We start from the raw sequence: 24,583 nt of genomic DNA, 5'->3' as shown, positions 1-24,583 counted from the left end.
CCGGAATGCTGGATCTCGGCCACATGACCGATGGTGGATGTGGGTGAGACAGCGGTATCCCCGGCTTTGGTTTTCTTGGTTGGGAGGAATTCGTGCAGCAGGCCAGCCATCACGGCGAGCGGGGTCAGGCCGCGGTCGAGACGGCCATCGTGTTGCCGCTGCTGGTGTTCATGCTGCTGGGCGTGCTGCAGATGAGCATCGCCTACCAGACGCGCCTGTTGAGCGAGTATGCCGCTTATAAGGTGGCACGCTCGGCCAGCGTCTACCGCCTGGACTGCGATCACATGATCGGCGCGGGCCTGATGGCGCTCGTGCCCTCCGTGAGCCTGGGCCAGCTCTTCCCGGACACCAAGGCCGGGATGCGCCAGCGCTTCGTGGCCACCGCCCGCACGCTGATCGGCGACAACAGGCCGCCCAACCGGGGCGTCAACATTCCCCTGATCCGCGTGCACTACTGGGTGAGCGGCTACACCGGACTGCCCTTCGATCAGCAGCTGGAACAGGACGAAGAGCCGATGAAGGTCCACGTCCGGCTGGCCTACTTCTTCGAATACCGCATCCCCTTCGCCAACTGGATCATCAGCCGTGTGTGGTTGGCTTCGCAGACGGGGCAGGCCTGGGCCACGGGCGCGGATCCGATCACCCCGGTGCGGCGCACCGCGGGCCGGGTGACGCGGGCCACCGAGGCCTCCCTGGACGTGGACATCGTCCGGCAGGCGCTCCAGAGCAACTACTTCACGGTGCCCCTGGTCTCCACGTGGTCCATGCGGATGATGAGCGACCCCATCGACGGCAACACCTCGGGGATATGCCCGCCATGACGAGAGCTCTCCGGACTTCTTCCTCCCGGCGCCGGGCCAGGCGTGGGCAGGCGCTGATCCTCACCGTGCTGCTGATGCTGTTCGTCACGGTGACGGTGTTCCTCACCTTCGCCATCGGCGCGCGGACCCGGCGGAAGATCCAGCTCCAGGCCGTGGCGGACTCCACCGCCTACAGCCTCGCGGTGGCCGAGGCGCGCGCCTTCAACTTCTACGCGTGGAGCAACCGCGCCCTGGTGGCTCACAACGTGAGCCTCCTCTCGGTGCACGCCCACACCAGCTACCTGACCTTCTACGAGGACATGCTCGCGGCCACCGCGAACAACTACCGGCTCCTGGCCCAGCGCTCCAGCGGCGCCACGAAGGCCGTCCTGGAAGACATCGCGGACCTCTACCTGAACAGCGATATCACCGTCGACGGGAAGTTCTGCCACTGGATCCCGGATCCCAACTCTCCCACCGGGAAGAAGTGCTCCGTGGATTCCGTCTGCAGTGGCTCCAGCAGCTGCGATCTCGATATCGACAACCACATCCGCGGGGCGGAGTTCTTCCACAACCAGTGGCACGCCAAGAAGAACAGCAACAGCTGCCTCCGGTTGGTGGAGGCCAGCCGCAACCACTTCCGCAAGGTGGAGCTGCTGCGCGCCCACCAGCTCGGCGTGGAGGCTCAGTTGATGCTGATGATGACCGGGGACTACGACGACATGCTGCAGTCGGACGACAGCCGGCTGGACGCCTCCACCCGCAAGTCCATGTACAGCGATCTCCGGGGCAACATCGTCGACCTGCACCGGCAGGCCTCGCTGCCTCAGCACCTGGTCATGCTCGCGGACAGCAAGCTCAAGGCGGAGCAGACCGCCGGGCTCGTGTCGCGCGACTACTACAAGAAGGCGGTGGATGACGGGCTGACGGGCAACTACCACAAGGACTGGGACGAGATCCTCGCCGGCACGCGCTTCCCCGCCTTCATCTCCCAGCGCGGCTTCCAAGACGACGTCAACTGGAAGCGGCTCGACAAGGCCGCCAAGAAGAAGGCGGCGACTGTCAGTGCCACCACCGTCACCCAGGTGACGAGCCATGGCACGTCCCGCCTGCTCAAGCTCGATTCCATCGCGGACGATCCGGGCCAGAGCAATGACACGCCGGGCCCGCTGGTGGACGTCTGGCCGCCCGTGTACCGCCGCATGCCTCCGCAGCCCGCCACCGCGCCTCCGCGGCCTGCCTACCGGTTGCCGGCCAGCGGCGTGAAGCTCGCGGCCGACATCCACCGGGAGAATGACGCCGAGGACCGCTGGGGTGACGGTGACGGCATCGCCTCCGAAGACCACGGCTGGGTGGACTCCTGGTTCAACAACATGCGCGAGCGCACCGTGATCGACGCGGGGCGCAACACGGTGTGGGGAGACCCGCACGACTACGACGGGCTGGTGGGCCATGATCCCCAGCCAGGCGATAACATCACCCACAGCGACCACATCTTCCACGGGGACCTGATGCGCGTGCCGGGCCATGGCACCGGGCTCGGCAAGTGCGACAACGCCCTCTGCAACTCGGAGCAGCGCGGCGTGTACCGCGGGCACATGCGCTTCCGGCTCTCGGACAACGAGAACAACCTGTGGAACATGCCGCGGACGATGACGATGATCACCACCCCGGTGCCGGACCGCATGCCGTGGGACTTCAACTTCCGGATGCAGTTCCCCCATCAGAGCGCCAACCAGTGGCTGTCCTTCTCCACGACCAACTCCGTGGGAGACGAGGCGACGGACCGCACCATGGCGGCGTTTGCCGGGGGGCTCGTCTACTTCCACAAGCCGCCTAACAGTGGTGAGGAGTATGGCGAGCCGCCCAACCTCTGGAACCCGTTCTGGCGAGCCAAGCTGCACCCCGTGCGCCAGCGCGACGCGAGGGACGCGAGCACCCCCCACGCCGCGACCCAGAGCGCCCTGCTCGAGCTCGATGGCTATAAAGTGGTGAACTACTGATGACTCGCGCCCGCAACAGCGCTCGGCTTCGCCAGGAGCGCGGTGCCTCCACCGTGGAGGTCGCGCTGTCGATGATCCTGCTCATCCCCACGGCGCTCTACTCCATCTACGTGGGAGAGGCGTTCATCCTGGGCGCGCGGGCCCAGGAGGCGGAGATCGCCGCCAGCTGGGACATCACCGCCTACCGCCTGCACGACTTCATCAACGGGTTCGACTTCGAGGCCGATCCCGAGGGCGGGCCTTCTCTCTACCGGGACATCTCGTCCCGCGCGGCCAACCGGGTCCGCAGGCAGATGGCGGGGCTGAACAGCTTCTACGGCACGGGCAATGGACAGCACCTCGTCGTCAGCCAGCAGAGCCTGGAGCGCGTCGAGTGCGCGCCGCGCGACGCGCGAGGGCTGCTGGGGGACTCGCTGCTGACCTTCCAGGCGACGCCCGTGGGCACCCGCGAGTACCTGCACCGGGGCGGCTACATCAACTGCCAGGCCGAGGTGCGCTTCACCCCGCTGTACATGCCCCGGGATCTGCGCCAGGGGCTGCACAGCAAGGAGGATCTGCTGTCCAACGGGCTGGCCGCGGGCTTCACCCTGTGCGGCAGCGGCGACACGCTCCGGGGCTGCTCGGGGAAGTATTCCGGCGTCATGGTTCTCACCAACGACTGGGGCCTGGAGGATGGCACCCGGAGCCGGGTGGGGCAGAACGACAACCAGAAGTATTTCAACGTCGGCGAGAAGGTCTACGAGGCCAAGTACTGGGCGGATTCGTCGGACATCGCCGGCGGGATTGGTACGCAGCAGATCAAGGAGTCGCTGCAGTTCCTTCTGGATGAGGACAACAAGGACTACGGGGACACGTCCAAGTTCAAGTTCGGCTTCTACAACCCGATGAGCACGGTGCATCAGTACCCCGCCAACGACCACAGCAACCCCAAGGACTCGGCGCACCTGTCCGGGTGGAACGACCGCGAGGGCCCCTTCGACGGCACCCAGAACGTCCACAGCGGCTCGCGCAGCAACCACAACTACCTGGGGCACACCAACCCCCGCTTCCTCGATCAGTGGCCGTGAGTCTCCTGCGAAAGATGCCCCGCGGGAGCGTGCTCGCCGGGAGCTTGCTGTTCAGCGTCGTGCTGGGCAGCGTGCTGGGCCACGCGTACCGCTCGCGCGTGGAGGCCGCGCCCCCCGCTGAGTTCGAAGAGGGGGAGGATGATCGGATCGCCGAGGCGCTCGGCTTCGATCGAGAGCCCCCACCTCCGCCCGCGCCTCAGCCCGCCGTCCCGGAAGCGGATGCCGCGCACAGGGCGCAGCTGGCCCAGCACCTCGCCCAGGTGGAGCGCACGGGACAGGCCGCCCTCCGGCAGCGCATGCCCCTGCCGCCCAAGGCGGGGCGCCTGGTCTCCATTGGAGATCGGCTCGATGCGCACGGCGTGCCGATGAACCTGGCCGCCTTCGAGACGGAGATGAAGGAGGAGGAGGTGCTGGCCTTCTATGCGCGGCACTTCGAGCAGCAGGGCTGGCCCTACACGAACGTGCCGAGCGCGAAGGACCTGGTGCCCTATCTCGCCTTGAGCGCCACCGTGCTGGAGGAGGAGCTGCAGCTCACGGTGATGGTGATGCCGCACGGCGACGGCAAGGGCAACACCGTGGTGCTCGGGCTGGCCGACATGGAGGCTTTCCGTAAGGGCATGGCGGAGCATGACGACACCGGGGATCTTCCTGTCTACCCCGGCACGGATCCGCTGGCCGTGCGCGCCCAGGACGAGGGCAGCGCCGCCCTCACCGTGAGCTTCGACACCACCGACGCTCCCCGCATGGTGGAGGACTTCTATCGCAAGGAGCTGGCGCAGCGCGGCTACACCGAGACGACCGGCGAGCAGGAGCCGGATCTCGGCGACACCGGCCCGAAGACGCTGCACTTCTCCAGCCACCAGGGGCGCTCCTGGAACCTCGCCCTCTCCTCACAGGGGAAGGGCACCGCCGTCACGGCTCACGGCACGCAGCTCTCGGAGGCAACCCCATGAAGACGCGCACCCCCCTGAAGCTGCGCCTCCCTCGTGGCGCCGCGGCGCGCGGTCAGGCGATGACCGAGTACATCTCCATCGTCACCGTGCTGCTGCTCGGCTCGATGGCCGCGTTCGCCGGCTGGCCCTTCACCGAGGCGCTGTTCAACGCGTTGCAGGTGTACATCGATCTGTACTTCTACGCGCTCAACCTCGGCATCGGCTGAGCAGGCGTGAGCCGCGCGGCCCGAGGCATCCCGCCCACACCGCGTGCGGAACCTCGAGCCTACGGCTCCTCTTTTCAAGGGCTTGAGCGCCGGTGCGCTTCCTGCACGCGGGCGCTGCCATGAACTGGAAACGATGGGGTATCGGAGTTCTCGTAGTGCTGGCTGGAGTCATCGGCCTGTGGCAGCTCTCGAAGGCGCGGACGTTCCAGGTGTTCGGCGAGCTGTATGCCCGCGTGGAGACGCCCGAGAAGGTGGTGGCGCTCACCTTCGATGATGGGCCCAGCCCGGCCAACACTCCGGCGGTGCTCGAGCTGCTCGCGCGTCACCAGGTGAAGGCCACCTTCTTCATGGTGGGGCAGAACATCGAGAAGCACCGGGAGCTTGCCGCGCGTGTGCTCGCCGAGGGTCACCAGCTCGCCAACCACTCCTATTCGCACAAGCGGCTGGTGCTCCACTCGCCCGCCTTCGTCGAGGAGGAGATCTCCCGCACGGACGCCCTGCTGCGAGAGGTGGGCGTGCGCGGGGAGATCCTCTTCCGGGCACCCTACGGCAAGAAGCTGTTCGTCCTGCCCTGGCTGCTGGCGCGCGATCACCGCAAGGACATCCTCTTCGACGCCGTGCCGGACGATGACACGACGCAGGACGCCGGGCTCATCACCTCGCGGGTCCTTGGGGCCGTCCGCCCCGGCTCCATCATCCTCCTGCACGATGGGTGGGGGGCGAAGCCGGGCACGCTCGAGGCCGCTGGCCGCATCCTGGAGAGCCTGAAGGCCCAGGGCTACCGGTTCGTCACCGTGTCCGAGCTGCTCGCACTGGGAGGGAAGGGGTCCCCACCATCCAACCCATGAGGTTTCCCTCTCCTGGCGAGAATCCGGCCGATATGTCCCTTTTTGGCGGACGTTCAGGCGGTATGGGCTCGAGTCCAACCGGTTGGACCGCTAGGGAGGCGGCCGGCACGGGGCCCATGAGGGAGGTTTGCCCGATGTCCGACCTATCGGAAGAGGTGCGAGTGCAGGTGGCCCGGTTGCGGCATCTCTTGATCGATGTCGGCCGCCGCGGGGCGTTTGCCAGCCCGCTGGCGGTTCCACCGGAGGTGAACATCGAGCCGCTTCACTTCGAGGCGCTCTGGTGGCTTCGGGCAGAGGGCTTCCTCACGATCAATGCTCTGGCAGAGCGGCTCGGGGGGATGGCCATGCCGAGGATGTCGCGCTTGATCGATCGGTTGGAGGAGGCGGAGCTGGTGGCTCGGATGAAGATCATCCGCCAGGATCGCCGGCAGGTCAGTGTGCGTCTCACCGACAAGGGGCGCGCACTGGCAGAGCAGGTGGACGGCATGGTCCAGGAGCGCATCGCCCGGCTGCTGATGCCGCTGGCCGGCGAGGACCGGAGCGCGCTCATGGACATCCTGGAGCGCTGGGTGGCAGCACTCGGCCAGGCGACCCAGCAGGTTGACTCGGAGTCCCTGTCCCTGTCAGCTTCTGACAGCTAAGAGTTGGGTAGGGGTTCTTGGGCCTCTGAGCCCGAAGCTCTACGGCCGCGCCACCGGGGCGGGTGGACCTTGGAGCGCTCGCTCCGGTGGCGTGGACCGTTTTTCGGTAACGGTGGGAAGGCGCGTTCCATGCAAGGGGCTCGAGTCCCGCTGGAGCGTCGTGTTGTGGACGGCCCCAGCGGGGAAGGCCGCGGCACGGAGGTTGCTCCCTCTCGCTCAGCGTGAACCGAGGATTCCTACTGAGTGTCGTGGTGGGCGCGCTCCTCTGGGGGCGGGGGGCCGAGGCGGCGCGGCGTGAGGTGATCGCGGCGCGCTCGGACATTGCCCAGCGGGCTGTTTCTCGCGCGGAGCTGTGGGTTGGGCTGCCGTCGCTGTCGAAGGTGAGCCGGGAGGTGAATGACGACTGCTCCGGGCTGACCTACCTGGCCTACTGGAAGCCGGGGCTGAACCTGCTGCCCGAGCAGACGCAGCCGGGTGAGAGCGGCGTGGCCGCCATCTATCGCAAGGCGCAGGCGCTGGGAGCCCTCCGCCAGGTGCCGCGCCCGGGGGACCTGGTCTTCTTCCAGGACACGTACGATCGCAACCGCGATGGGCGGCGCAATGACGGGCTGACGCACATCGGCGTGGTGGAGCACGTGTCCCCGGATGGCCTGGTGACGTTCGTGCACCGGGCGGGCGGCGGGGTGAAGCGCTCGAAGCTGCACCTGTACCAGCGGGATGTCCGGAGGGATGAGCAGGGCCGAGTGCTGAACGACTGGCTGCGGCGCGCGGACAGGAAGGGGCCGGGGCGGCTGGCGGGCCAGCTGCTCGTGGGCTTCGCCGCGGTGGATGAGCGATGGGTGGCGCCGGAGCCGGTCCGCACCGCGCGTCGCGCTCCCGTGCAGCGGTGAGCGAAGCGAGACAACCGTGTCTTCCGCGCGGGCTCGCGGCACAATGAGCCCATGGCTGGAAGACGGCTCCTCCTCGAGCGGACCACCCTGATCCTGGCGGGGCTTGGCGTGACGCTGGGCTCCGCGCTGGATGGCATCCACTCGCACTTCGGCGCGTTGAGCTACACGAGCCCCTTCATGGCGCAGGAGGCCTGGTGGGTTCCGCCGCTCTTCGCCGGAGCCTATGCAGCGGGCGTCTTGCGGCCGCTGCTCGCGGGGGAGGAGCCGCTGCTCCCAGGTTGGAAGGTGGCCCTGGGCATGGGGCTGTTCATCACGGCCTACTGGCTCACCGTGGCTCCCTGGCCGTGGCTCGTGCGCTCCATCATCCTGGCCAGCATCTTCGCGGTGGGGTGGTGGATCTGTGATCGGACGCTGCTCGGGGTGGGCATCGCGGTGGTGACCGCCATCGTTGGGCCCACCGTCGAGATCATCCTGGTGCACGAGGGCGCCTTCGTACACCACGAGGTGCTCGTGTTCGGCATTCCGGGGTGGTTGCCCTTCCTCTACCTCACGTCGGCCGTGGGGCTCGGGGGGCTTGCCCGGTGGTTGGCGACTCCGACTGCGGAGGAGTCTGGCCCGGCGTGAGCGGTGTGCTCAGCGTACCTGAGTACTGGCGGGCCACTCCCACTGAGTGCGTCCCCTTTGGAGTGCTGCGCAGTCACTCAGTGAGCCTGTTTCGACGCTGGCGATGACTGACCAAGGCCTGCAAAGCCAAAGGGGTGAACGCGACTAGGGCCAAAGAGATCTTTGATTGACGAAGCGCTCGCCTGGGAATTTAAGATGCGCAGCAGTCTGTCAGCGTCCTCCTCAACTTCTGGTGACACGGGGTCAGGGACGAAATTCGTCAACCCCAAGGTATCAGAGAGGGGATGAAGGCTCAGAAGAGCATCCCAGATGGCACGTCGTGGCGCATCGTGCGAGAGCAGCCACAAGTCCTTGTCATCACTTCCTCCCACCAAGCTATTGAGGAGGGTTTCAATATCACTGAGACGTTCGCCCAGACGATCCAGTGGTACCTCTCTTCTTCCTTCGATTCTATCTGCCCAGTCATTTATGTCCGCCGAGCCGAGTGAGATGCGCGGGGCCATTTTCTGGTAGTTCTTTGGTTGTCCTCCTTGGCTCTCGACCAGAGCAACTTCCTTGGCTGCCGTTTCAAGACTCTTCGCCAACGCACGGAGTGACGCTATGAGATTTTGGGGGACAGAAGGGGGAGGTTTTCGTTCAGCAGTCTTGAGTGCAGCAGCGGCTCGATCCAGAATGGAATCGACCTCTGGCTTTGTTGCTCCCAGTGCCTGCAAACGCCTGCGGAGCATGACGAGCTTGACGGTGTTGTCCGGCGCCTGCGTGTCATAGCCCGCGATGCTCTCGGGTGAGGCTTGAATCTGCCAGAAGAAGGTCCATGCAGGAGCACCCGTCCTGCGGGAAACACCCCAAATGCTTCCAAGCAGGCAGCATGAGGCAAACACGACGACGCTCACGCTGATGATACGTACCCGTTGTAGCGAACCGCTTGCGCGCAAATTCTCCTTGGCAATGAAGAAGCCACCAGCTCCACCCAGAAGGCCGAAGAGCAGCGGCAACAGTGTCCCAATGACAGGAGTCTGGCTCATTCCGGCGAACAGTCCTGTCAGAAGCCCGATCAACGCAAACGCCAGGGTGGACCAACGCAAGAAGGGTGAGAAAGGTCCTATCTCGACGTTCACCGCCAGAGGCCCTTCCTCCGTGCGCTTTGCCAATTCCTCTGCACGAAGCTTCTCGAACTGACTCAACCGTTCATCGAGTTGGAGCGCGGCAAAAATCCTAGCAGCTTGGGTGGCTGCGCCGTGCGCGGCTACGTCTGATATTGAGGCGGGGCTATGTGGCGTCGCTTGGGATGCGAGCACAACCCTCACCTCGGCGCTAAGCTTGTCGAGAGCCGCTTGCATTTGTTTCAGCGTCACATCGTTCTTCATGGCTTCCCCATGTGGCGCGTGCAGATGGCACGCTTCATCGCTCCTGCGGGTGCGAGCATGCACTAGGGGTTCATGTGTTGTCATCCGGCGCCCCCACGTCTGGCCCAAGTGCTCGAGGCAAGTGGCCGGGTGGAGTTACCCCGGTTTCATGGAGTCCACCCCACTGTGGGAAAAGGAGTCCACGATGCCGAAGACCCGTCCGCCGTATGATCCGGAGTTCCGCCAACGCATCCTCGAGCTGGTGCACTCAGGAAGGACGTTGAAGAGCCTGTCTGAAGAGTTCGGTTGTACTGAGCAGAGCATTCGCAATTGGCAGCGCCAGGGCGGCCAAGCTACCCCAGAGCGCAAGGAGGGCCTGAGCTCGGACGAGAAGGAGGAGCTGACGAGGCTGCGGCGCGAGGTCCGCGTGCTGCGCGAGGAGCGTGACATCCTAAAAAAAGCCGCAACCTGGTTCGCTCAGGAGGCCGCGGGAGCATCCAAGCGGCGTACCGATTCCTGAGCGCGAACCAGGACCAGCACTCGGTGGCGACGCTATGCGGCGTCTTGCAGGTGTCCGAGAGCGGCTACCACGCGTGGAAGGAGCGCCCGCCCTCGCAGCGGGCCCAGCAGGACGCCAACCTGAGCGAGCGTATCCAGGCGCTCCACGCACGCTCCAAGGGCACCTACGGCGTGCCGCGCGTCCATGCGCAGCTGGCTGCGGAAGGCCTGCACGTCAGCAGGAAGCGGGTGGCTCGGCTCATGAGTGCCGAGGGCTTGCAGGGCGCCAGCCGAAGGAAGTGGTGCACCACCACGGTGCGCGACGAACGCGCCCGGCCCGCCCCGGATCTGGGCGAGCGCGACTTCACCGCTGACGGCCCTGACAAGCTGTGGGGGGCCGACATCACCTACGTGCCGACCTGGGCCGGCTTTCTCTACTTGGCTGTCGTCCTGGACGTCTGGAGCCGGCGAATCGTGGGCTGGGCTATGGCTCCTCACCTGCGCACCGAGCTGGTGCTCCAAGCGCTAGACATGGCGCTGAAGCAGAGGCGCCCCACGGACGTCATCCACAAGAAGCACTTGGCTGCCGCCTGAGACCGAAAGCCCTGAACCCTCTATGAGATCGGGGTAACTCCAGAAGCGGGCAAGCTCGCGTCCTCGCTTGGGCGGGCACCCCTGAGGCTCCGCGCCCAGTGTCCGTTTTTGGGACGGCACTTTGCGCAATCGGGCAGCGCTTCCGGGCACTGGAGCCCAATCCTTTGGAATTCCAGGCGGTTGGAGGTCCGCTCGGTGCTGGCACGGCCTTCGCTCTATGCTGGCCCGTGGACATCCCTCGGACTCGCAAACCCAATCGCAAGCCCTGGATCTTCGGAGCGCTCGGCGTCGTCGTGCTGGTGGGCGTGACGGTGGGCCTCTCGCGGCTGCGCACCGCCGCTCCCACCGTGGATCGTGGCAGCGTGTGGATGGATACCGTGAAGCGCGGCCCCATGCTCCGCCAGGTGAAGGGCGCGGGCACGCTCGTTCCCGAATACATCCGCTGGCTCACCGCCGACACGGCGGGCCGCGTCGAGCGCATCCACGTGCGCCCTGGCGCTCCCGTGCAGCCGGACACCCTGCTGCTGGAGCTGTCCAACCCGGACGTGCAGCTCCAGGCCCTCGAGGCCGAGCGCCAGCTCGCCAGCGCCGAGGCCGAGCTCATCGCCCTGCGCACCCGGCTGGAGACGGAGCGCATCTCCCAGGAGGCCACCCTCGCCAGCCTGGAGACCGAGGCCGCCAACGCCGGCCGCCAGGCCCAGGCGACAGTGGCGCTGCTGGATCGCTCCTTTGTGCCCACGCTGGAGGCCCAGCAGACGCGCGAGAAGGCGGGCGAGCTGAGCACGCGCCTGGAGCTGGAGCGCAAGCGGCTGGTCGTGCTCCAGGGCAGCACGCGAGAGCAGCTCGCGGCGCAGCAGGGGCAGATCGAGCGCCTGAAAGCGGTTGCCCGGTTCCGCCGGACCCAGGTGGAATCCATGCAGGTGAAGGCCGGAGAGGCGGGGGTGCTGACGGAGCTGCCGCTGGAGCTGGGGCAGTGGGTGACGCCGGGCACGGTGCTGGCGAAGGTCGTCAAGCCCGAGCGGCTCAAGGCGGAGCTGCGGATCGCCGAGACGCAGGCGCGGGACATCCAGGTGGGGCAGAAGGCGCAGGTGGACACGCGCAACGGGGTGGTGGAGGGCACGGTGCTGCGCGTGGCGCCGGCGGCCAGCCAGGGCACGGTGAAGGTGGAGGTGACGCTGCCGGACACGCTGCCCAAGGGCGCGCGGCCGGATCTCACCGTGGAGGGCACGGTGGAGCTGGAGCGGCTGGGGGATGTGCTGTCGGTGGGCCGGCCCGCCGGGGCGCAGCCGAACTCCACGGTGTCGCTGTTCCGGCTGCTGCCGGGCTCGGACGAGGCGGTGCGTATCCCCGTGCAGCTCGGCCGGGGTTCGGTGAATGCAATCGAAGTGGTTCAGGGACTTACTGAGGGGGATCAGGTGGTCCTCTCGGACATGACCGCGTGGGACGCGGTGGATCGGGTAAGAGTGCGATGAACACGACGGTTTCGGAGAGCGCGAAGGCGGGCAATGTGGCGGTGACGACGCCCGGGAGCGCGGCGGAGGCGGTGCCGCAGAAGGCGCTCATCCAGCTGGAGGGCGTGACCAAGGTCTTCGAGACCGAAGAGGTGGAGACTCACGCCCTCTCGGACGTGCACCTCACGGTGCGGCCGGGCGAGTGGCTGTCCATTGTCGGGCCTTCCGGCTCGGGCAAGACGACGCTGCTGGCGGTGCTGGGGCTGCTGGACACGGCCAGCAAGGGCACCTACCTCATGGATGGCAAGTCGGTGCTGGAGTTGTCTCCCACGGAGCGGGCGCTGGTGCGCAACCGGCACATTGGCTTCATCTTCCAGAGCTTCAACCTGATTGGCGATCTGTCCGTCTTCGAGAACGTGGAGCTGCCGCTCACGTACCGGGGCATGCCGGCGGATGAGCGCAAGGCGCGGGTGGAGAAGGCCCTGGAGCGCGTGGGCATGAGCCACCGGGCGCGGCACATGCCGGGGCAGCTCTCGGGCGGTCAGCAGCAGCGCGTGGCGGTGGCTCGCGCGGTGGCGGGCGATCCGCTGATCCTCCTGGCGGACGAGCCCACCGGTAACCTGGACTCGAAGAACGGCGAGTCGGTGATGCAGCTGCTGTCCGAGCTGCACCAGGGCGGCGCCACGCTGATCATGGTGACGCACGATCCGGCGCAGGCGCGGCTCGGCACGCGCATGGTGAGCCTCTTCGACGGGCGCGTCGTCCAGGACGAGCGCCTGCGCTGAGTCCGGCTCCCTCGGAAGAGGGCACAGGGGGACGGGCCTCGGGCGAGCACCCGGGCCTCATTCGAGGAGCCACACATGGATCATTTTCTTCAGGATGCGCGCTATGCGCTGCGCCTGCTCCGGAAGACGCCGGGCTTCACGCTGGCGGCGGTGCTGGCGCTGGCGCTCGGTATCGGCGCGAACAGCGCGGTCTTCAGCGTGGTGAACGGCGTGCTGCTGCGCCCGCTGCCCTTCTCCGAGCCGAGCCAGCCCGCGGGCCTCTCGGTGCTGACGGGGGTGCTCTTCGGGGTGATGCCCGCGCTCCACGCGAGCCGCGCGGATCTGCACGGCGCGATGCGCGAGGGGGAGCGAGGCGCGACGGCCCACGGCGCGGGGCGAGTGCGCGCCGTGCTGGTGGTGTCCCAGGTGGCGCTCGCGCTGGTGCTGCTGGTGGGCGCGGGCCTGTTCCTGCGCAGCTTCATGGCGCTGCAACGGCTCGGGGCGCGACAGGTGGATGTGCTCGGGCTGATGGTGGGGCAGGGCCTGCGCCTGACGCTGCTGGGCGTGGGAATCGGCCTGCTGTTGGCGCTGGGGCTGGGGCGGCTGCTGAGCGCGCTCCTGTACGGCGTGCGGGCCCATGATCCGCTGACCTTCGCGGGAGTGGCCGTGCTGCTGGCGGCCGTGGCGCTGGTGGCCAGCTGGTTGCCGGCACGCCGGGCCACCCAGGTGGATCCCGCCCTCACCCTGCATGCGGAGTGACGACCATGCCCCAACCCCTCATCTCCCTGCGGAACATCGAGAAGTCCTACCCCATCGCGGGCGGGCGGACGTGGGTGCTGCGCCGCATCCTCCTGGACGTGCAGCCCGGCGAGTTCGTCACGCTGATGGGCCCCTCCGGCGCGGGCAAGTCCTCGCTGCTGTCCATCCTGGGCATGCTCGATGCCGAGTGGACGGGCGAGTACTTCCTGGAAGGCCGCGCCGTGCACGTGATGAAGCCCAAGGACCGGGCGGAGCTGGCCAAGGGCGCCATGGGCTTCGTCTTCCAGCAGTACCACCTGCTGGACGGGCTCACCGTGGCGGAGAACCTGGAGGTGCCGCTCTCGTACCGCAACCTCAAGCGCTCCGAGCGCGAGGCGCTGGTAGGAGACATGCTGGACCGCTTCCAGCTCGTGGGGAAGAAGGACCTGTACCCCAACCAGCTCTCGGGCGGGCAGCAGCAGGTGGTGGGGATTGCCCGCGCGCTGATCGCCAGCCCCAAGGTGCTGCTGGCGGACGAGCCCACGGGGAACCTGCACTCGACGCAGGCCAGGCAGATCATGGAGATGTTCCAGGCCCTCAACCGCGAGGGCACCACCGTGGTGCAGGTGACGCACTCCGAGGCGAACGCCGCCTATGGCCACCGCGTCGTGCAGCTGGCCGACGGCTGGATCCAGGAGCCCCGCTGAGCTCCCCCCTGTGGCGGGGAGGAGCCCCTGCTCGCCAGGCCGGCCGAAGGGGCCTGGGCGCTGAATCGCATTCCCCCATCCCACGGGGCTTCTGGCAGAGTCCTCTTCCTTGGGTATCGCCGTGTCCGAAACCGTCCCCGCACCCGCTGATAGCGCTCCCCAGCCCGAGATCGACTCGCGGCCGCGCATTCTTATCGCCGATGATCAGGCCGACGTGCTGGAGGCGCTGCGCCTGCTGCTCAAGCGGGATGGGTATGGGGTGCTGACGGCCCAGTCCCCGGCGGGTGTCCTGGCCATGCTCGAGGCCGAGGACGTCGACGTGCTGTTGATGGATCTCAACTACGCGCGTGACACGACTTCGGGGCGCGAGGGGTTGGATCTGCTCGCCCGCGTGCGTCAGATGGACGCGGCGCTGCCGGTGCTGGTGATGACGGCCTGGGGCAGCGTGGAGGGCGCGGTGGAGGCGATGCGCGCCGGGGCTCGGGACTACGTGCAGAAGCCGTGGGACAACACGCGGCTGCTCACCCTGCTGCGCACCCAGCTGGAGCTGCGGCGGGCGCTGAAGCGCTCGCGCAGGTTGGAGGAGGAGAACACCCACCTGCGCAAGGGCGGCGAGCGGCCCTCGTTCCTCGCCGAGTCCCGGCCGATGCAGGCCGTGCGCCGGTTGGTGGAGCGTGTGGCGCCCTCGGGGGCCAACGTCCTCATCACCGGCGAGCACGGCACGGGCAAGGAGGTGGTGGCGCGCTGGCTCCACGAGGCCTCCGGGCGTCCGGACAGCCCCTTCGTCGCGGTGAACTCAGGCGGCCTGTCCGAGGGTGTCTTCGAGAGCGAGCTGTTCGGCCACGTGAAGGGCGCCTTCACGGACGCGAAGGCGGACCGCATCGGCTGCTTCGAGCTGGCGGACGGCGGCATCCTCTTCCTGGACGAGATCGGCAACATGCCGCTCACGCAGCAGGCCAAGCTGCTGCGCGTGCTGCAGACGGGCGAGCTGCACCCGGTGGGCTCCTCCAAGGTCCGGCGGGTGTCGGTGCGGGTGGTCTCCGCGACGAACGCGGATCTGTCCAAGGCGGTGACCGAGGGGCGCTTCCGCGAGGACTTGTTGTACCGCCTGAACACGGTGGAGGTGCAGCTGCCGCCGCTGAGGGATCGGCGCGAGGACATCCCGGCGCTCGCCGCGCACTTCCTGGCCGAGCAGGGCCGGCGCTATGGCCGAGCGGGGGTGCGGCTGTCCCCAGGCGCGCTGGAGGCGCTGATGTCCTATGCGTGGCCGGGCAACGTGCGCGAGCTGGAGCACACCGTGGAGCGCGCGCTGCTCATGGCCAGCGGGGACGAGGTGACTCCCGAGGATCTGCTCCTGCGGCGCGCCAGCCGCGAGGGCCCGTCCCGCCTGGAGGAGATGACGTTGGAGGAGGTGGAGCGCTACCTCATCGAGCGCTCCCTCACGCGCAACGAGGGCAACGTGAGTGAGGTGGCGAAGGCGCTCGGGCTGTCGCGCAGCGCGCTGTACCGGCGGATGCAGTACTACGGGATCAAGGGAGCGCGGTGAGCGGCCCTCGGAGATCGCTGCCGCACGATCTCCGCCTCTTCCTGCTGGCGCTGCTGGCGGGGTTGCCGGGCTCCATTGCCACGCTGGCGCTTTTGTGGACCGGGGACGCGAGCCCGAAGGTGCAGTGGACGCTCTCCGTGGCCGTGTTGGCGGTGCACCTGGGCGCGGCGCTGGCCGTGCGCGAGCGGGTCTCCCGGCCGCTGCAGACGGTGGCCAACCTGCTGGCCGCGCTGCGCGAGGGGGACTACTCGGTGCGCGGGCGCGGGGCGCGAGCGGATGATCCGCTCGGCGAGGTGATGCTGGAGATCAACGCGCTGGGCGACACGCTCCGAGAGCAGCGGCTGGGAGCGCTGGAGGCCGGCGCGCTGCTCACGCAGGTGATGGAGGAGATCGACGTCACGGTGCTGACCTTCGACGCGGAGTGGACGCTGCGGCTGGTCAACCGTGCCGGAGAGCGGCTGCTGGGGCTGCCGCGGGCGCACCTGGTGAACAAGGGCGCGGGAGTGCTGGGGCTGAGGGATCTGCTGGAGGGGCCGGTGCCACGCCGGCTCACGCGCACCTTCGCCGTGGAGGGTGGCCCGTACGAGCTGCGGCGGAGCACGTTCCGGCAGGGCGGGCTGCCGCACCAACTGGTGGTGGTGGCGGATCTGCGGCTGGCGCTGCGTGAGGAGGAGCGCGAGGCGTGGCGGAGGATGGTGCGAGTGCTGAGCCACGAGATCAACAACTCGCTCACGCCCATCCAGTCCATCGCGGGGGCGCTGAGGGACTCACTGGTGCAGGGGCCTCGGCCCTCGGACTGGGAGGAGGACGCGAAGTCGGGGCTGGGCATCATCGAGCGGCGCAGCGAGTCGCTGGCGCGCTTCCTCTCGGCGTACGCGAGGCTGGCGAAGCTGCCTCCGCCGAGGCCGGGGCCGCTGGAGCTGGAGCCCTGGGTGCGGAGGGTGGTGGCGGTGGAGACGCGGCTGCCGGTGGAGGTGCGTCCCGGCCCCGGGCTCACGGTGAGCGGGGATGGGGATCAGCTCGAGCAGTTGTTGATCAACCTGGTGCGCAACGCGGTGGACGCGGCGAAGGAGAAGCAGGGCCGCGTCTGGGTGTCCTGGACGATGCCAGCAGCCGACGCGGTGGAGCTGTGGGTGGAGGACGAGGGCCCGGGGCTGGCGGACACGGCCAACCTCTTCGTGCCCTTCTTCACCACGAAGCCGCAGGGCAGCGGCATTGGCCTGGCGCTGAGCCGGCAGATCGCCGAGGCGCACGGAGGAACGCTGCGCCTGGAGAACCGGCCGGAAGGGGCAGGGTGCCGTGCGCGGCTGAGGCTCCCGCTGCAGCTCTCCGGGCCGCCGCGCTTTTAGACGCGCTGGCGAGCGCTGTCTCGAACGTGTCTCGCGTGTGAGCAGCGCGAGCCCATGCCTTCGATCCATGGCTTCCCACCCGGCAGCTTCTTGTGCTAACCTTATAGGTAAGCTAACCAAGGAGGTTGTTGAGGTGTCAAGGCAGAGCGAAGCGGGGGAGATGGAGCACAGCCATGAGTGACAAGAAGCGCGAGGAAGGCCCAGGCGAGGACGCGCGGAGCACGCAGGAGTTGCCCCCGGACGAGCGGCTCACGGAGGACATGGACGACGAGGAGGCTCCCAGGGAGAGGTTGTCGCCCGAGGCGCGGCGGGAACTTGCCGCCGTGTTGAGGGGCATGGAGAAGCTGGCCCGGCTGATCGAGCAGCGCGAGTCCTTCTCCGCCGGAGCGGTCGTCTTCAAGTTCCTGCACGTCCTGACAGAGCGGAGCAACGGGGTGCAGGTGCTCCTGTTCGAGCGGTCCCTGCCGCATGGAGTGGGCGGCTACGTCGTGGTCAAGCGCCTTCAGAACCCCGTCGGCTATCACCGGCGCCAGCGCATGAAGGACGAGGTGCAGCTGGCGTTCCGGCTGCACCACCCGGCCATTGCCCAGGTGCACCACTTCCGGGTGTTCGGGGGCGTGCCGTACCTCATCATGGAATATGTGGACGGCCCGCAGCTCGAGTCGTTGCTGAGCACGGCGGCGCTGCGGTGCAAGCCGCTTTCGGCCCCCTTCGCGCTCTACGTCGCGGCGGAGGTGGCGGACGCGCTCGACTATGCCCACACGCGAACCGAGCTGGAGGAAGGTGGCCGGCCCCTGGGCATCATCCACCGGGACGTCAGCCCCCGGAACATCCGCGTGGGCCGCAAGAGCGGCGAGGTGAAGCTGACGGACTTCGGTGCGGCCTACTCCAAGCTGGTAGGCCGGGAGGAGACGGCGGGTCTGCTCAAGAAGGGGGATCTGCTCTACGCCTCGCCCGAGTACCTCCGCTGCGAACTCATGGATGCCCGCTCGGACATCTTCTCGCTGGGGCTGGTGCTGCTGGAGGCGCTCACGGCCCGTCACCTCTTCGACCGTTGGGAGGGGGAGGCGCCCGCTCCGGTGGCGGAGGTCAAGGTGGTGGCGGAGGAGGCCACGCCGCTGCCGCTGGCGCGGATGCTGGCGCTGGTCGAGCGTTACGGTCCAGAGGATGTGGAGCGCGCGGCGGCGGGCTTGCCCGAGGGGCTCAAGGCCCTGCTGCACAAGGCGCTCCAGCGTGACCCGGCCCGGCGCCACGTGTCGGCGGCGGAGGTGCGGCAAGAGCTGCGCGCCCAGCTCATCGTGCTGGCTCCTCACTACGGGCGCCAGGAGGCGGCCGAGGAGGTGCAGCGGCTCCTCTCCGAGGCGAGCGCCCTGCGTGACGTGGCGGCGCCGACGGAGGGGGGCCTGTACCCCGAGTTCCTCGACGGCCATGAGCTGGAGGGGTGAGGGGCGGGCCGGGGCGCGGTGGCGTGGCGCCCCAGCTCTCTCCGTCAGCGCAACAGGGCCTTGGCCACAGTGATGAGTGCCTGGCGGCCGGTGTCGTCCAGCTTCCGGGCCAGGGTGAGCAGTTGGGACAGCGAGGGAGGATCCTCCTCGGAAGCGACGGCCTTGCGAGGTGGAGCACGGCGGGGGAAGCCGAGCAACTCGGCCGGAGAGACGCGCAGGGTCTCACACAGGAGCACGAGCGTGGGGACGCTGGGCAGCATCCTGCCGCGCTCCAGGCGGTTGTAGACGACGGGAGACAACTCCATCAGCCCGGCCACCTCCGCTTGGGTCAGGCCCAGGTGTTCGCGCGCGGCCCGGGCAGCATCTCCGAGCGTGGTGGCGATCTGCTCCCTCATGGCTCGAGGCCCGGGGCAGCGGAGTGGAGGCCCACGAGGAGGTCCGTGGCGATGGTCAGCACCTGGGCCAGGCGGCACAAGGTGGGAACGCTCGGGAGCAATCGTCCTCGCTCCAAGCGCTCGTAGGCAGGAAGGGCGAGCCCGATGGCGTCGGCGACCTGTTGACGGGTCAGCCCCGCCTGCGTGCGCGCCTCACGGGCGGCGCTTCCGATGGTTTCTGCCAGCATGAAGGACATGGGGGACACTCCTGGCCGGTGTGTACCGGCGCTGTGATGCTGCGGGTTATATCAATAGGTTAGCAAACGTATATACCTCGTACGTTAGTCTCCGCGTGGGGCCAGGTGGCACCAGAGCGCGCCCTCGCGAGCCGGTTACAGCCCGGCATGTCTGACCCGTCAGACATGGGATCCCTCCCACCCGAGGCATGTCTGATCGGTCAGACATGGCCCCCTGGAACGTGCACCCCTTCCCGATATGAGCCGGGATGTGGACGCAGGCCCCATGCCCGCTGCGCCCCCGTGCTACGTGGCTGTGGTAGCGTGCGCCACCTACCCAGGAGGTAGGGGCATATGAGCCAGAGCGTGCCAGTGCAGCAGGTCGTCCGGCGCCGCAGGCGGCGGCACACCTCCGTGTTGGAGATAGGCCCCGGCACGGACGTGGGCTCTTACGCGGTGGAGGCGCGGGTGGGGGCAGGCGGCTTCGGCACCGTGTTCCGGGCGCGGCGTGGCGGCGAGCTGTACGCGCTGAAGTTCCTGTCGCTGGCTGAGTGCGCTGGCTGGGCCGAGCGCGAGGCGGTGGTGCTCACACGCGTGCGCCACCGCAACGTGGCGCGGCTGAGTGGCTTCAGCCAGTGGCCGGACAAGCAGCCGCGCTACCTGGTGCTGGCGATGGAGTACGTGGCCGGGCAGCGGCTGGACGAGTGGGCCCGTGCAGAGAACCCCTCGGCCCGCAGGGTGTTGGAGCTGCTGAGGAACTTGAGCCAGGGGCTGGGCGCGGCGCACGGGGAGGGGGTGGTGCACCGGGACGTGAAGGAGGCCAACATCCTGGTGCGCCAGGAGGACGGCGAAGCGGTGCTGGTGGATTTCGGCGTGAGCGGGCACGCGCAGGCCGCCCGGGTGACGCCCGGGAGGATGCCGCCGGGCACCCTGGAGTACCGCAGCCCCGAGGCCTGGCGCTTCGCGCGCGACTCCACCCGAGAGCCCTCCGAGCGCTACCGGCCCACGCCCGCGGACGACATGTACGCGCTGGGGGTGGTGCTCTACTGGCTATTGACGGAGGAGCTGCCCTTCCCCTCGAAGGATGAGGTGGGAGTGGACGTGGAGGCGGTGCTCACAAAGCGGCCCGTGCCGCCGCAGGAGCGCAACGCGCGGGTGCCGCGAGAGCTGAGCGAGCTGTGTCTGCGGCTGTTGGCCCAGGAGGCCGGGGCCCGGCCGGATGCGGCGGGGCTGGGGCAGGCGGTGGAGGAACTGCTCACGCGTCAGGGCGCGGAGTGGGACGGGCCGCTGTTCGAGCCCTACTCGGAGCACAACCGCACCACCCAGGGTGAAGGCAGCGTGGACGAGACGGAGCAGTGGGCCAAGGCTCCTCCCAGGCCACGCCGTGGCAAGCGCCCAGCCCCGGGGGTGGAGCCCGAGCCCGCGGATGCCGCTGCACCGGTGCAGCACGCAGTCCCGGGTGTTCCTGTCACTGAAGCCGTTCAGCCGGTGCCGGCACAGGCCGCGGCACAGGCGCCGCGGCCCGCTGACCCGGCGCTGCCATCTGCCCACCGTGCCGCAGCGTGGCGGCACCGCGCAGCCGGAGTGGCGGGGGTGGGGCTGCTGCTCGCCTTGGGCGTGCTGGCCTTCGCGCTCGGGACTCGCGGCCACGCACCCACTCAGGCGGGTGCAGGGTTGGAGTGGGTGCTTCCTACCTCTCAGGGCGGTTGGAAAGTGGCGCGCCCTCTCAAACCGCCGGAAGCTGAGCGCGCGGCTCCCCTCGAAGACGAGGGAGCTCTGGCCGCGCCCGTGGAGTTTGGCTCCACGGCTCCACAGCACGAGGCGTCCGTGAAGATTGAGCAGCAGAAGCAACCCCAGCGCCTGGGGCCGGTGAAGAAGGCTGCGGCCCTGGTGGGAGCCTGCACCACCCTGGCCTGTACCGGGCCCCAGGTGCGGACTGAGCCTCCCTCCGAGCCGTGTCCTCCCGGCGCGGTCGAGGCCATGGCCGAGTTGAAGATCGGCATCGGCGACAAACGGGATGCGCTGTTCAACCCTCCCGGGACAGGTGGCGAAGTCATCTCCGTGAGGCAAGGGTGGACGAGCATGCGCCTTCAAACGCGGTTCGGGGGGCTGCGGCCGCTCACCACCCTGAAGGGGCGACTTATCTTTGGAGGGGAGCGCGTCTATGGGCGGTTCACCGAGGCGCGAGACCACGATGGCACCCGCACGTGGCCTGTTTGCCTGGAGTTGCTGGACCATAACGGCAAGCGCGGCATGGAACTGGAGACTGGCTCCACGGCGGACACTGCGCGGGTGTTCAACTCCGCGGAGGTGAAAGCAGTGGATCGCTTCGAGTGAGGTGGGCCCGGGCATGCGGCGCCGGGAGCACGAGGCACTCTTGAGCGGGAAGGCGTGGTAGAGGCGACGTCCCAGGACACTACGTCCCGCCCCCACTCAGGAGGTTCTGTTCCGTGCTCACCTCGTCCCCGACCGCTCTTCTGGCGCTGGCGCTTCTCGTGGGCGCCACTGCCACCGCGCTGCCCCGGGTCAGCCCCTGCGAGACAGGGACACGGCGCATCGAGCTGAAGGCGGAACCCACTGGAGAGGTGCCCGAGCTGTGTATCGGCCCAGGGCTGTCCACCACGCTCATCTTCTACGGCGCGGAACTGCTCCCTGGCGGCGTCACCGTGGACGCGCGGGAGCGCTTCACGATGGTGGAGGTGGGCACCACCATGATCCGGCTGGTGCCCTCGGAGCGCATGATGCCGGGAGAGCGCTTCCGGCTGACGGTGCGTTTCAAAGACGGCGCAGCTCCGGCGAGCGCGGCTTTCTGGCTGGGGAGGGACGCCGGGAAGGTGGAGCCCTTCGTGGAGGTGTACCGCGAGAAGCGCACGGTGGAGTCCTACCAGCAGGAGGTACAGGAGAAGGACACCCGGCTCCACCAATGCCAGGAGGACAACGAGCGGCTGCTTGCCGAGAAGGAGAGCCCCGGGGGCCTCACGGGCCTGCTGGCCACAGGGCTCATGGACGACGAGGGGATCCCTCCCAAGGACCTCACCCGCAGCATCGGGAAGCACCCCGGAAACTTCGTCAACGTGCATAAGGCCTACAGCTACCGCTCTGCCCGCAGGGTGGTTGTCGCGTTGGTGCTGGAGTCCACCGAGCACATCCAACCCTGGCGGGCGGTGCGGGCCGAGCTGGTGGGCCCTGGCCACCGCACGTTGCGCGTGTATCCACCCTGGCAACCCGCTCTCCTCGGAGCCGGCGAGGACAACCGCGTGGTGGTCGAGGCCGAGGCGACGGAAACCGAGAGCCGGGGCAGCTTCACCCTCAAGGTGTGGAATGAGGACGGGACCCGAAGCCTCATCGTCTCTGGAGTGACCTTCCCGTGAAGGTGCGCCCCATGCGCCTCCGTTGACACGTGGAGCCAGGAAGCTACCAGTCCGGACGGCATGCAAAGGGGGTGTCTGGCCAGCTCTGCCGGCACCGAAAGCCGTCGCCGCACACGGCGGGGCCCTGCGGGTCGCAGTCCGGCAGGCACTGCCACACGTCGCAGACCTTTCCTGCGCCGCACGGGGGCAACTCTTGGCCGCACCGCTCAATACACTCCATCCACGCTTTTCCTGGGTGCTCTGGCTTTGTGAGCACCCGGCACTTGCGGCCCTTGGGGCAAGGAGATTGCTGACAGTTGGGACCATACACGTCCGCACATACCGAGGCTCCCTCCTCGAACCGGACGCACTGCTGACCCTCGAGGCACACCTGCTTCTCGCAGGTCGGCAGGCATGCGGGCGCAGGTTCGGCATCCGCGCAGAAAAAACCCTTGGGGCATTCTGCCTGAGCACCCAGGCGGCACGGCCGACCGCACCAATGGTAGTCATGGCCTGCGCACACAAGTCCGGCCGCACAGGAGTAGCCCTTGTCCTTCGGCGCTGGATCGCAGTTCTCCCCTTCCTGCCGCACGCCAATGGGAACGCAAATGCGCACCAACAGCCCATTGTCCTTCGTGGCCAGAGGACGGCAGACTTCATCTTCCTGGCACTGCATATCTGTCATGCATTGGCTATCGGAACAGTACGCCTGCCTGTAGCGGGATTCGTACAAGCAGCCCAGAGGGCGCTCGCATGCGGTACTTGATTCGCATTCACGCAGATATGTCATCAACCGCATGCGCTGGTCATGGGTGAGCATAGGGCTCACGTGCACTCCCCTTGGCACCTCCGCCGGTACCTCCGGCCGCAATAGCCCCCATAACAGCAGCACGAATGGCAGCGGCAGCAGTATGCCCAGGCAGCCCACAATGACCGTATGCCAATTCAATCGAGGCAATCCAGGCACGCCCGCGTCTGCTCCTTCCCATTTCCACAGACCTCTTCGATCTTCTCTTTTGAGCAGCGTCTGATAACGAGTGCGTCCGAATCCTTGTGAACGGCCTTGGCAACGCGGCCGTCCTTGCCGAATTCCGAGGGGCAGCCGGTTGTTGCCATGCCCGAAAGTACGACGACGCCCAGCCGGAGCCAACGCATAAGTCCCTCCCGTGAAGGCCCCTCGACGCTACCAGCGCGGCTTCCGCAGTGTCCACGCCGCGGCAGGTAGGCGGCACCCAACGGGGGCGCTGAGCCCGCAGAATGCATGTGCCACCTGGGGCCGGACGGGACTTCATCGCGGAGATCGACGTCACGGTGCTGACCTTCGACGCGGAGGGGAGGCTGCGGCTGGTCAACCGTGCCGGAGAGGGCTGCTGGGGCTGCCGCGGGCGCACCTGGTGAACAAGGGCGCGGGAGTGCTGGGGCTGAGGGATCTGCTGGAGGGCCCGGTGCCACGCTGGCTGACGCGCACCTTCGCCGTGGAGGGTGGCCCGTACGAGCTGCGGCGGAGCACGTTCCGGCAGGGTGGGCCTGCTGCACCAACAGCGGCCGACGCGGTGGAGCTGTGGGTGGAGGATGAGTGCCCGGGGCTGGCGGACACGGCCAACCTCTTCGTGCCCTTCTTCACCACGAAGCCGCAGGGCAGCGGCATCGGCTTGGCATTGAGCCGGCAGATCGCCGAGGCGCACGGAGGAACGCTGCGCCTGGAGAACCGGCCGGAAGGGGCAGGGTGCCGGGCGCGGCTGAGGCTCCCGCTGCAACTCTCCGGGCTCTCGCGCTGAGATACCTGGAGGCTCTCACCAGTCCGGCTGACATGCATAGGGCCTGTCCTGCGTGTGCTGTTTGCAGCGGTAGCCTTCCATGCACGGGTGAGGATCCTGGGGGTTGCAAGGAGCTCTGCATGCGTATTCCGGCGAAGCCGGACACCTGTTCCGGAGCAAGCCGATCACCGATTCCGGCAAGCCGATCACCGATTCCGGCAAGCCGATCACCCGCGTGACGACGCTGGTGTTCTCTACTTCGCCGCCTTCTTGGTCGTGGTCAAACTCTCGGCCTTTCGGATGGACTCGCCGCCGAGCTTGAGGCGGTGGGCGTTGTGGACGAGCCTGTCGCAGATGGCGTCAGCCAGGGTGGCGTCGCCGATGATGGCGTGCCAG

Annotated in this window: 27 protein-coding genes; 22 read left to right on the top strand and 5 right to left on the bottom strand. The window is 68.0% G+C overall.

Annotation, left to right across the window (positions count from 1 at the left end; genetic code table 11):
* Positions 1-92: 92 nt before the first annotated feature.
* The 9 genes from ACJ8AT_RS23050 to ACJ8AT_RS23010 all read left to right on the top strand — a co-directional run bounded on the left by ACJ8AT_RS23050 (position 93) and on the right by ACJ8AT_RS23010 (position 8,032).
* Positions 93-821, top strand: coding sequence for a TadE family protein (locus tag ACJ8AT_RS23050; protein WP_407739971.1), 729 nt, complete (start codon positions 93-95; stop codon positions 819-821).
* Positions 818-2,803 carry a Tad domain-containing protein gene (locus ACJ8AT_RS23045; protein ID WP_407739970.1) on the top strand — a complete coding sequence of 662 codons (1,986 nt, stop codon included), beginning with the start codon at positions 818-820 and terminating at the stop codon, positions 2,801-2,803. Before ACJ8AT_RS23050 ends, ACJ8AT_RS23045 begins: the two co-directional genes overlap by 4 nt.
* Positions 2,803-3,870 carry a TadE/TadG family type IV pilus assembly protein gene (locus tag ACJ8AT_RS23040; protein WP_407739969.1) on the top strand — a complete coding sequence of 356 codons (1,068 nt, stop codon included), beginning with the start codon at positions 2,803-2,805 and terminating at the stop codon, positions 3,868-3,870. The genes ACJ8AT_RS23045 and ACJ8AT_RS23040 overlap by 1 nt, the downstream gene beginning before the upstream one ends.
* Complete coding sequence (locus tag ACJ8AT_RS23035; protein ID WP_407739968.1) at positions 3,867-4,823, top strand: hypothetical protein; 957 nt, start codon at positions 3,867-3,869, stop codon at positions 4,821-4,823. Before ACJ8AT_RS23040 ends, ACJ8AT_RS23035 begins: the two co-directional genes overlap by 4 nt.
* A complete protein-coding gene (locus ACJ8AT_RS23030) occupies positions 4,820-5,029 on the top strand; it encodes a hypothetical protein (RefSeq protein ID WP_407739967.1) in 210 nt (69 codons plus the stop codon). The genes ACJ8AT_RS23035 and ACJ8AT_RS23030 overlap by 4 nt, the downstream gene beginning before the upstream one ends.
* A 155-nt stretch (positions 5,030-5,184) precedes the next feature.
* Positions 5,185-5,877, top strand: a complete 693-nt coding sequence (locus ACJ8AT_RS23025) for a polysaccharide deacetylase family protein (protein ID WP_407739966.1) — start codon at positions 5,185-5,187, stop codon at positions 5,875-5,877.
* Positions 5,878-6,011: 134 nt separating this feature from the next.
* On the top strand, positions 6,012-6,518 hold the full coding sequence (locus ACJ8AT_RS23020) for a MarR family winged helix-turn-helix transcriptional regulator (RefSeq protein WP_407739965.1): 507 nt from the start codon (positions 6,012-6,014) through the stop codon (positions 6,516-6,518).
* Positions 6,519-6,739: 221 nt separating this feature from the next.
* Positions 6,740-7,408, top strand: coding sequence for an NlpC/P60 family protein (locus tag ACJ8AT_RS23015; protein ID WP_407739964.1), 669 nt, complete (start codon positions 6,740-6,742; stop codon positions 7,406-7,408).
* Positions 7,409-7,459: 51 nt separating this feature from the next.
* Positions 7,460-8,032 carry a hypothetical protein gene (locus ACJ8AT_RS23010; protein WP_407739963.1) on the top strand — a complete coding sequence of 191 codons (573 nt, stop codon included), beginning with the start codon at positions 7,460-7,462 and terminating at the stop codon, positions 8,030-8,032.
* A gap of 77 nt (positions 8,033-8,109) precedes the next feature.
* Here the strand turns inward: ACJ8AT_RS23010 and ACJ8AT_RS23005 are convergent, their stop codons facing one another.
* Positions 8,110-9,399, bottom strand: a complete 1,290-nt coding sequence (locus tag ACJ8AT_RS23005) for a hypothetical protein (protein ID WP_407739962.1) — start codon at positions 9,397-9,399, stop codon at positions 8,110-8,112.
* Between the two features lie 184 nt (positions 9,400-9,583).
* On the opposite strand from ACJ8AT_RS23005, the gene ACJ8AT_RS23000 reads away from it, so the two are divergent.
* The 9 genes from ACJ8AT_RS23000 to ACJ8AT_RS22960 all read left to right on the top strand — a co-directional run bounded on the left by ACJ8AT_RS23000 (position 9,584) and on the right by ACJ8AT_RS22960 (position 18,470).
* Entirely contained in the window at positions 9,584-9,898 is a 315-nt protein-coding gene (locus ACJ8AT_RS23000; protein ID WP_407739961.1) for a transposase, read from the top strand.
* On the top strand, positions 9,847-10,470 hold the full coding sequence (locus ACJ8AT_RS22995) for an IS3 family transposase (protein WP_407740000.1): 624 nt from the start codon (positions 9,847-9,849) through the stop codon (positions 10,468-10,470). The genes ACJ8AT_RS23000 and ACJ8AT_RS22995 overlap by 52 nt, the downstream gene beginning before the upstream one ends.
* Before the next feature lie 227 nt (positions 10,471-10,697).
* Positions 10,698-11,942 (top strand): HlyD family secretion protein, encoded by a 1,245-nt coding sequence (locus ACJ8AT_RS22990; RefSeq protein WP_407739960.1) that lies wholly within the window; start codon positions 10,698-10,700, stop codon positions 11,940-11,942.
* Complete coding sequence (locus ACJ8AT_RS22985) at positions 11,939-12,706, top strand: ABC transporter ATP-binding protein (protein ID WP_407739959.1); 768 nt, start codon at positions 11,939-11,941, stop codon at positions 12,704-12,706. The genes ACJ8AT_RS22990 and ACJ8AT_RS22985 overlap by 4 nt, the downstream gene beginning before the upstream one ends.
* 75 nt (positions 12,707-12,781) lie before the next feature.
* Positions 12,782-13,444, top strand: coding sequence for an FtsX-like permease family protein (locus ACJ8AT_RS22980; protein WP_407739958.1), 663 nt, complete (start codon positions 12,782-12,784; stop codon positions 13,442-13,444).
* A gap of 5 nt (positions 13,445-13,449) precedes the next feature.
* Positions 13,450-14,130, top strand: a complete 681-nt coding sequence (locus tag ACJ8AT_RS22975; protein ID WP_407739957.1) for an ABC transporter ATP-binding protein — start codon at positions 13,450-13,452, stop codon at positions 14,128-14,130.
* 121 nt (positions 14,131-14,251) lie between these two features.
* Positions 14,252-15,676, top strand: a complete 1,425-nt coding sequence (locus ACJ8AT_RS22970) for a sigma-54-dependent transcriptional regulator (RefSeq protein WP_407739956.1) — start codon at positions 14,252-14,254, stop codon at positions 15,674-15,676.
* On the top strand, positions 15,673-17,025 hold the full coding sequence (locus tag ACJ8AT_RS22965) for a sensor histidine kinase (RefSeq protein ID WP_407739955.1): 1,353 nt from the start codon (positions 15,673-15,675) through the stop codon (positions 17,023-17,025). Before ACJ8AT_RS22970 ends, ACJ8AT_RS22965 begins: the two co-directional genes overlap by 4 nt.
* 173 nt (positions 17,026-17,198) lie before the next feature.
* Positions 17,199-18,470 carry a serine/threonine-protein kinase gene (locus ACJ8AT_RS22960; RefSeq protein WP_407739954.1) on the top strand — a complete coding sequence of 424 codons (1,272 nt, stop codon included), beginning with the start codon at positions 17,199-17,201 and terminating at the stop codon, positions 18,468-18,470.
* Between the two features lie 44 nt (positions 18,471-18,514).
* On the opposite strand, the gene ACJ8AT_RS22955 is transcribed toward ACJ8AT_RS22960, so the two are convergent.
* Both ACJ8AT_RS22955 and ACJ8AT_RS22950 read right to left on the bottom strand, forming a co-directional pair.
* Positions 18,515-18,865 carry a helix-turn-helix domain-containing protein gene (locus tag ACJ8AT_RS22955; protein ID WP_407739953.1) on the bottom strand — a complete coding sequence of 117 codons (351 nt, stop codon included), beginning with the start codon at positions 18,863-18,865 and terminating at the stop codon, positions 18,515-18,517.
* Entirely contained in the window at positions 18,862-19,101 is a 240-nt protein-coding gene (locus ACJ8AT_RS22950; RefSeq protein WP_407739952.1) for a helix-turn-helix domain-containing protein, read from the bottom strand. Before ACJ8AT_RS22950 ends, ACJ8AT_RS22955 begins: the two co-directional genes overlap by 4 nt.
* Positions 19,102-19,434: 333 nt before the next feature.
* Between ACJ8AT_RS22950 and ACJ8AT_RS22945 the strand changes: the two genes are divergently transcribed.
* Positions 19,435-21,417 carry a serine/threonine protein kinase gene (locus tag ACJ8AT_RS22945; protein ID WP_407739951.1) on the top strand — a complete coding sequence of 661 codons (1,983 nt, stop codon included), beginning with the start codon at positions 19,435-19,437 and terminating at the stop codon, positions 21,415-21,417.
* 113 nt (positions 21,418-21,530) lie between these two features.
* A complete protein-coding gene (locus ACJ8AT_RS22940) occupies positions 21,531-22,451 on the top strand; it encodes a DUF2381 family protein (RefSeq protein ID WP_407739950.1) in 921 nt (306 codons plus the stop codon).
* A 924-nt stretch (positions 22,452-23,375) separates the two neighbouring features.
* On the opposite strand, the gene ACJ8AT_RS22935 is transcribed toward ACJ8AT_RS22940, so the two are convergent.
* Positions 23,376-23,585, bottom strand: a complete 210-nt coding sequence (locus tag ACJ8AT_RS22935; protein WP_407739948.1) for a hypothetical protein — start codon at positions 23,583-23,585, stop codon at positions 23,376-23,378.
* Positions 23,586-23,687: 102 nt separating this feature from the next.
* Between ACJ8AT_RS22935 and ACJ8AT_RS22930 the strand changes: the two genes are divergently transcribed.
* Together ACJ8AT_RS22930 and ACJ8AT_RS22925 are read left to right on the top strand one after the other, a co-directional pair.
* The gene (locus tag ACJ8AT_RS22930; RefSeq protein WP_407739947.1) at positions 23,688-23,828 is read left to right on the top strand and encodes a hypothetical protein; all 141 of its coding nucleotides are present in this window, start codon (positions 23,688-23,690) and stop codon (positions 23,826-23,828) included.
* On the top strand, positions 23,825-24,208 hold the full coding sequence (locus tag ACJ8AT_RS22925) for an ATP-binding protein (RefSeq protein WP_407739945.1): 384 nt from the start codon (positions 23,825-23,827) through the stop codon (positions 24,206-24,208). Before ACJ8AT_RS22930 ends, ACJ8AT_RS22925 begins: the two co-directional genes overlap by 4 nt.
* Before the next feature lie 233 nt (positions 24,209-24,441).
* Here ACJ8AT_RS22925 and ACJ8AT_RS22920 read toward each other — a convergent pair.
* Positions 24,442-24,583, bottom strand: a 142-nt coding sequence (locus tag ACJ8AT_RS22920) for an ATP-binding protein (protein WP_407735493.1), incomplete at its 5' end; no start/stop codon positions are given.

The organism is Hyalangium sp. (assembly GCF_045802625.1).
In the GTDB taxonomy this organism is placed as follows: domain Bacteria; phylum Myxococcota; class Myxococcia; order Myxococcales; family Myxococcaceae; genus Hyalangium.
The sequence above is the reverse complement of the archived record's forward strand: the minus strand, read 5'-3'. Positions and strand labels throughout refer to the sequence as shown.

Bases quoted from the DNA above. Each gene is read 5' to 3' on its own strand.
- ACJ8AT_RS23045 (WP_407739970.1), top strand. From the start codon at position 818: ATGACGAGAGCTCTCCGGACTTCTTCCTCCCGGCGCCGGGCCAGGCGT.
- ACJ8AT_RS23040 (WP_407739969.1), top strand. From the start codon at position 2,803: ATGACTCGCGCCCGCAACAGCGCTCGGCTTCGCCAGGAGCGCGGTGCC.
- ACJ8AT_RS23030 (WP_407739967.1), top strand. From the start codon at position 4,820: ATGAAGACGCGCACCCCCCTGAAGCTGCGCCTCCCTCGTGGCGCCGCG.
- ACJ8AT_RS23020 (WP_407739965.1), top strand. From the start codon at position 6,012: ATGTCCGACCTATCGGAAGAGGTGCGAGTGCAGGTGGCCCGGTTGCGG.
- ACJ8AT_RS23010 (WP_407739963.1), top strand. From the start codon at position 7,460: ATGGCTGGAAGACGGCTCCTCCTCGAGCGGACCACCCTGATCCTGGCG.
- ACJ8AT_RS23005 (WP_407739962.1), bottom strand. From the start codon at position 9,399: ATGAAGAACGATGTGACGCTGAAACAAATGCAAGCGGCTCTCGACAAG.
- ACJ8AT_RS23000 (WP_407739961.1), top strand. From the start codon at position 9,584: ATGCCGAAGACCCGTCCGCCGTATGATCCGGAGTTCCGCCAACGCATC.
- ACJ8AT_RS22985 (WP_407739959.1), top strand. From the start codon at position 11,939: ATGAACACGACGGTTTCGGAGAGCGCGAAGGCGGGCAATGTGGCGGTG.
- ACJ8AT_RS22980 (WP_407739958.1), top strand. From the start codon at position 12,782: ATGGATCATTTTCTTCAGGATGCGCGCTATGCGCTGCGCCTGCTCCGG.
- ACJ8AT_RS22975 (WP_407739957.1), top strand. From the start codon at position 13,450: ATGCCCCAACCCCTCATCTCCCTGCGGAACATCGAGAAGTCCTACCCC.
- ACJ8AT_RS22960 (WP_407739954.1), top strand. From the start codon at position 17,199: ATGAGTGACAAGAAGCGCGAGGAAGGCCCAGGCGAGGACGCGCGGAGC.
- ACJ8AT_RS22955 (WP_407739953.1), bottom strand. From the start codon at position 18,865: ATGAGGGAGCAGATCGCCACCACGCTCGGAGATGCTGCCCGGGCCGCG.
- ACJ8AT_RS22950 (WP_407739952.1), bottom strand. From the start codon at position 19,101: ATGTCCTTCATGCTGGCAGAAACCATCGGAAGCGCCGCCCGTGAGGCG.
- ACJ8AT_RS22945 (WP_407739951.1), top strand. From the start codon at position 19,435: ATGAGCCAGAGCGTGCCAGTGCAGCAGGTCGTCCGGCGCCGCAGGCGG.
- ACJ8AT_RS22935 (WP_407739948.1), bottom strand. From the start codon at position 23,585: ATGCGTTGGCTCCGGCTGGGCGTCGTCGTACTTTCGGGCATGGCAACA.
- ACJ8AT_RS22930 (WP_407739947.1), top strand. From the start codon at position 23,688: ATGCATGTGCCACCTGGGGCCGGACGGGACTTCATCGCGGAGATCGAC.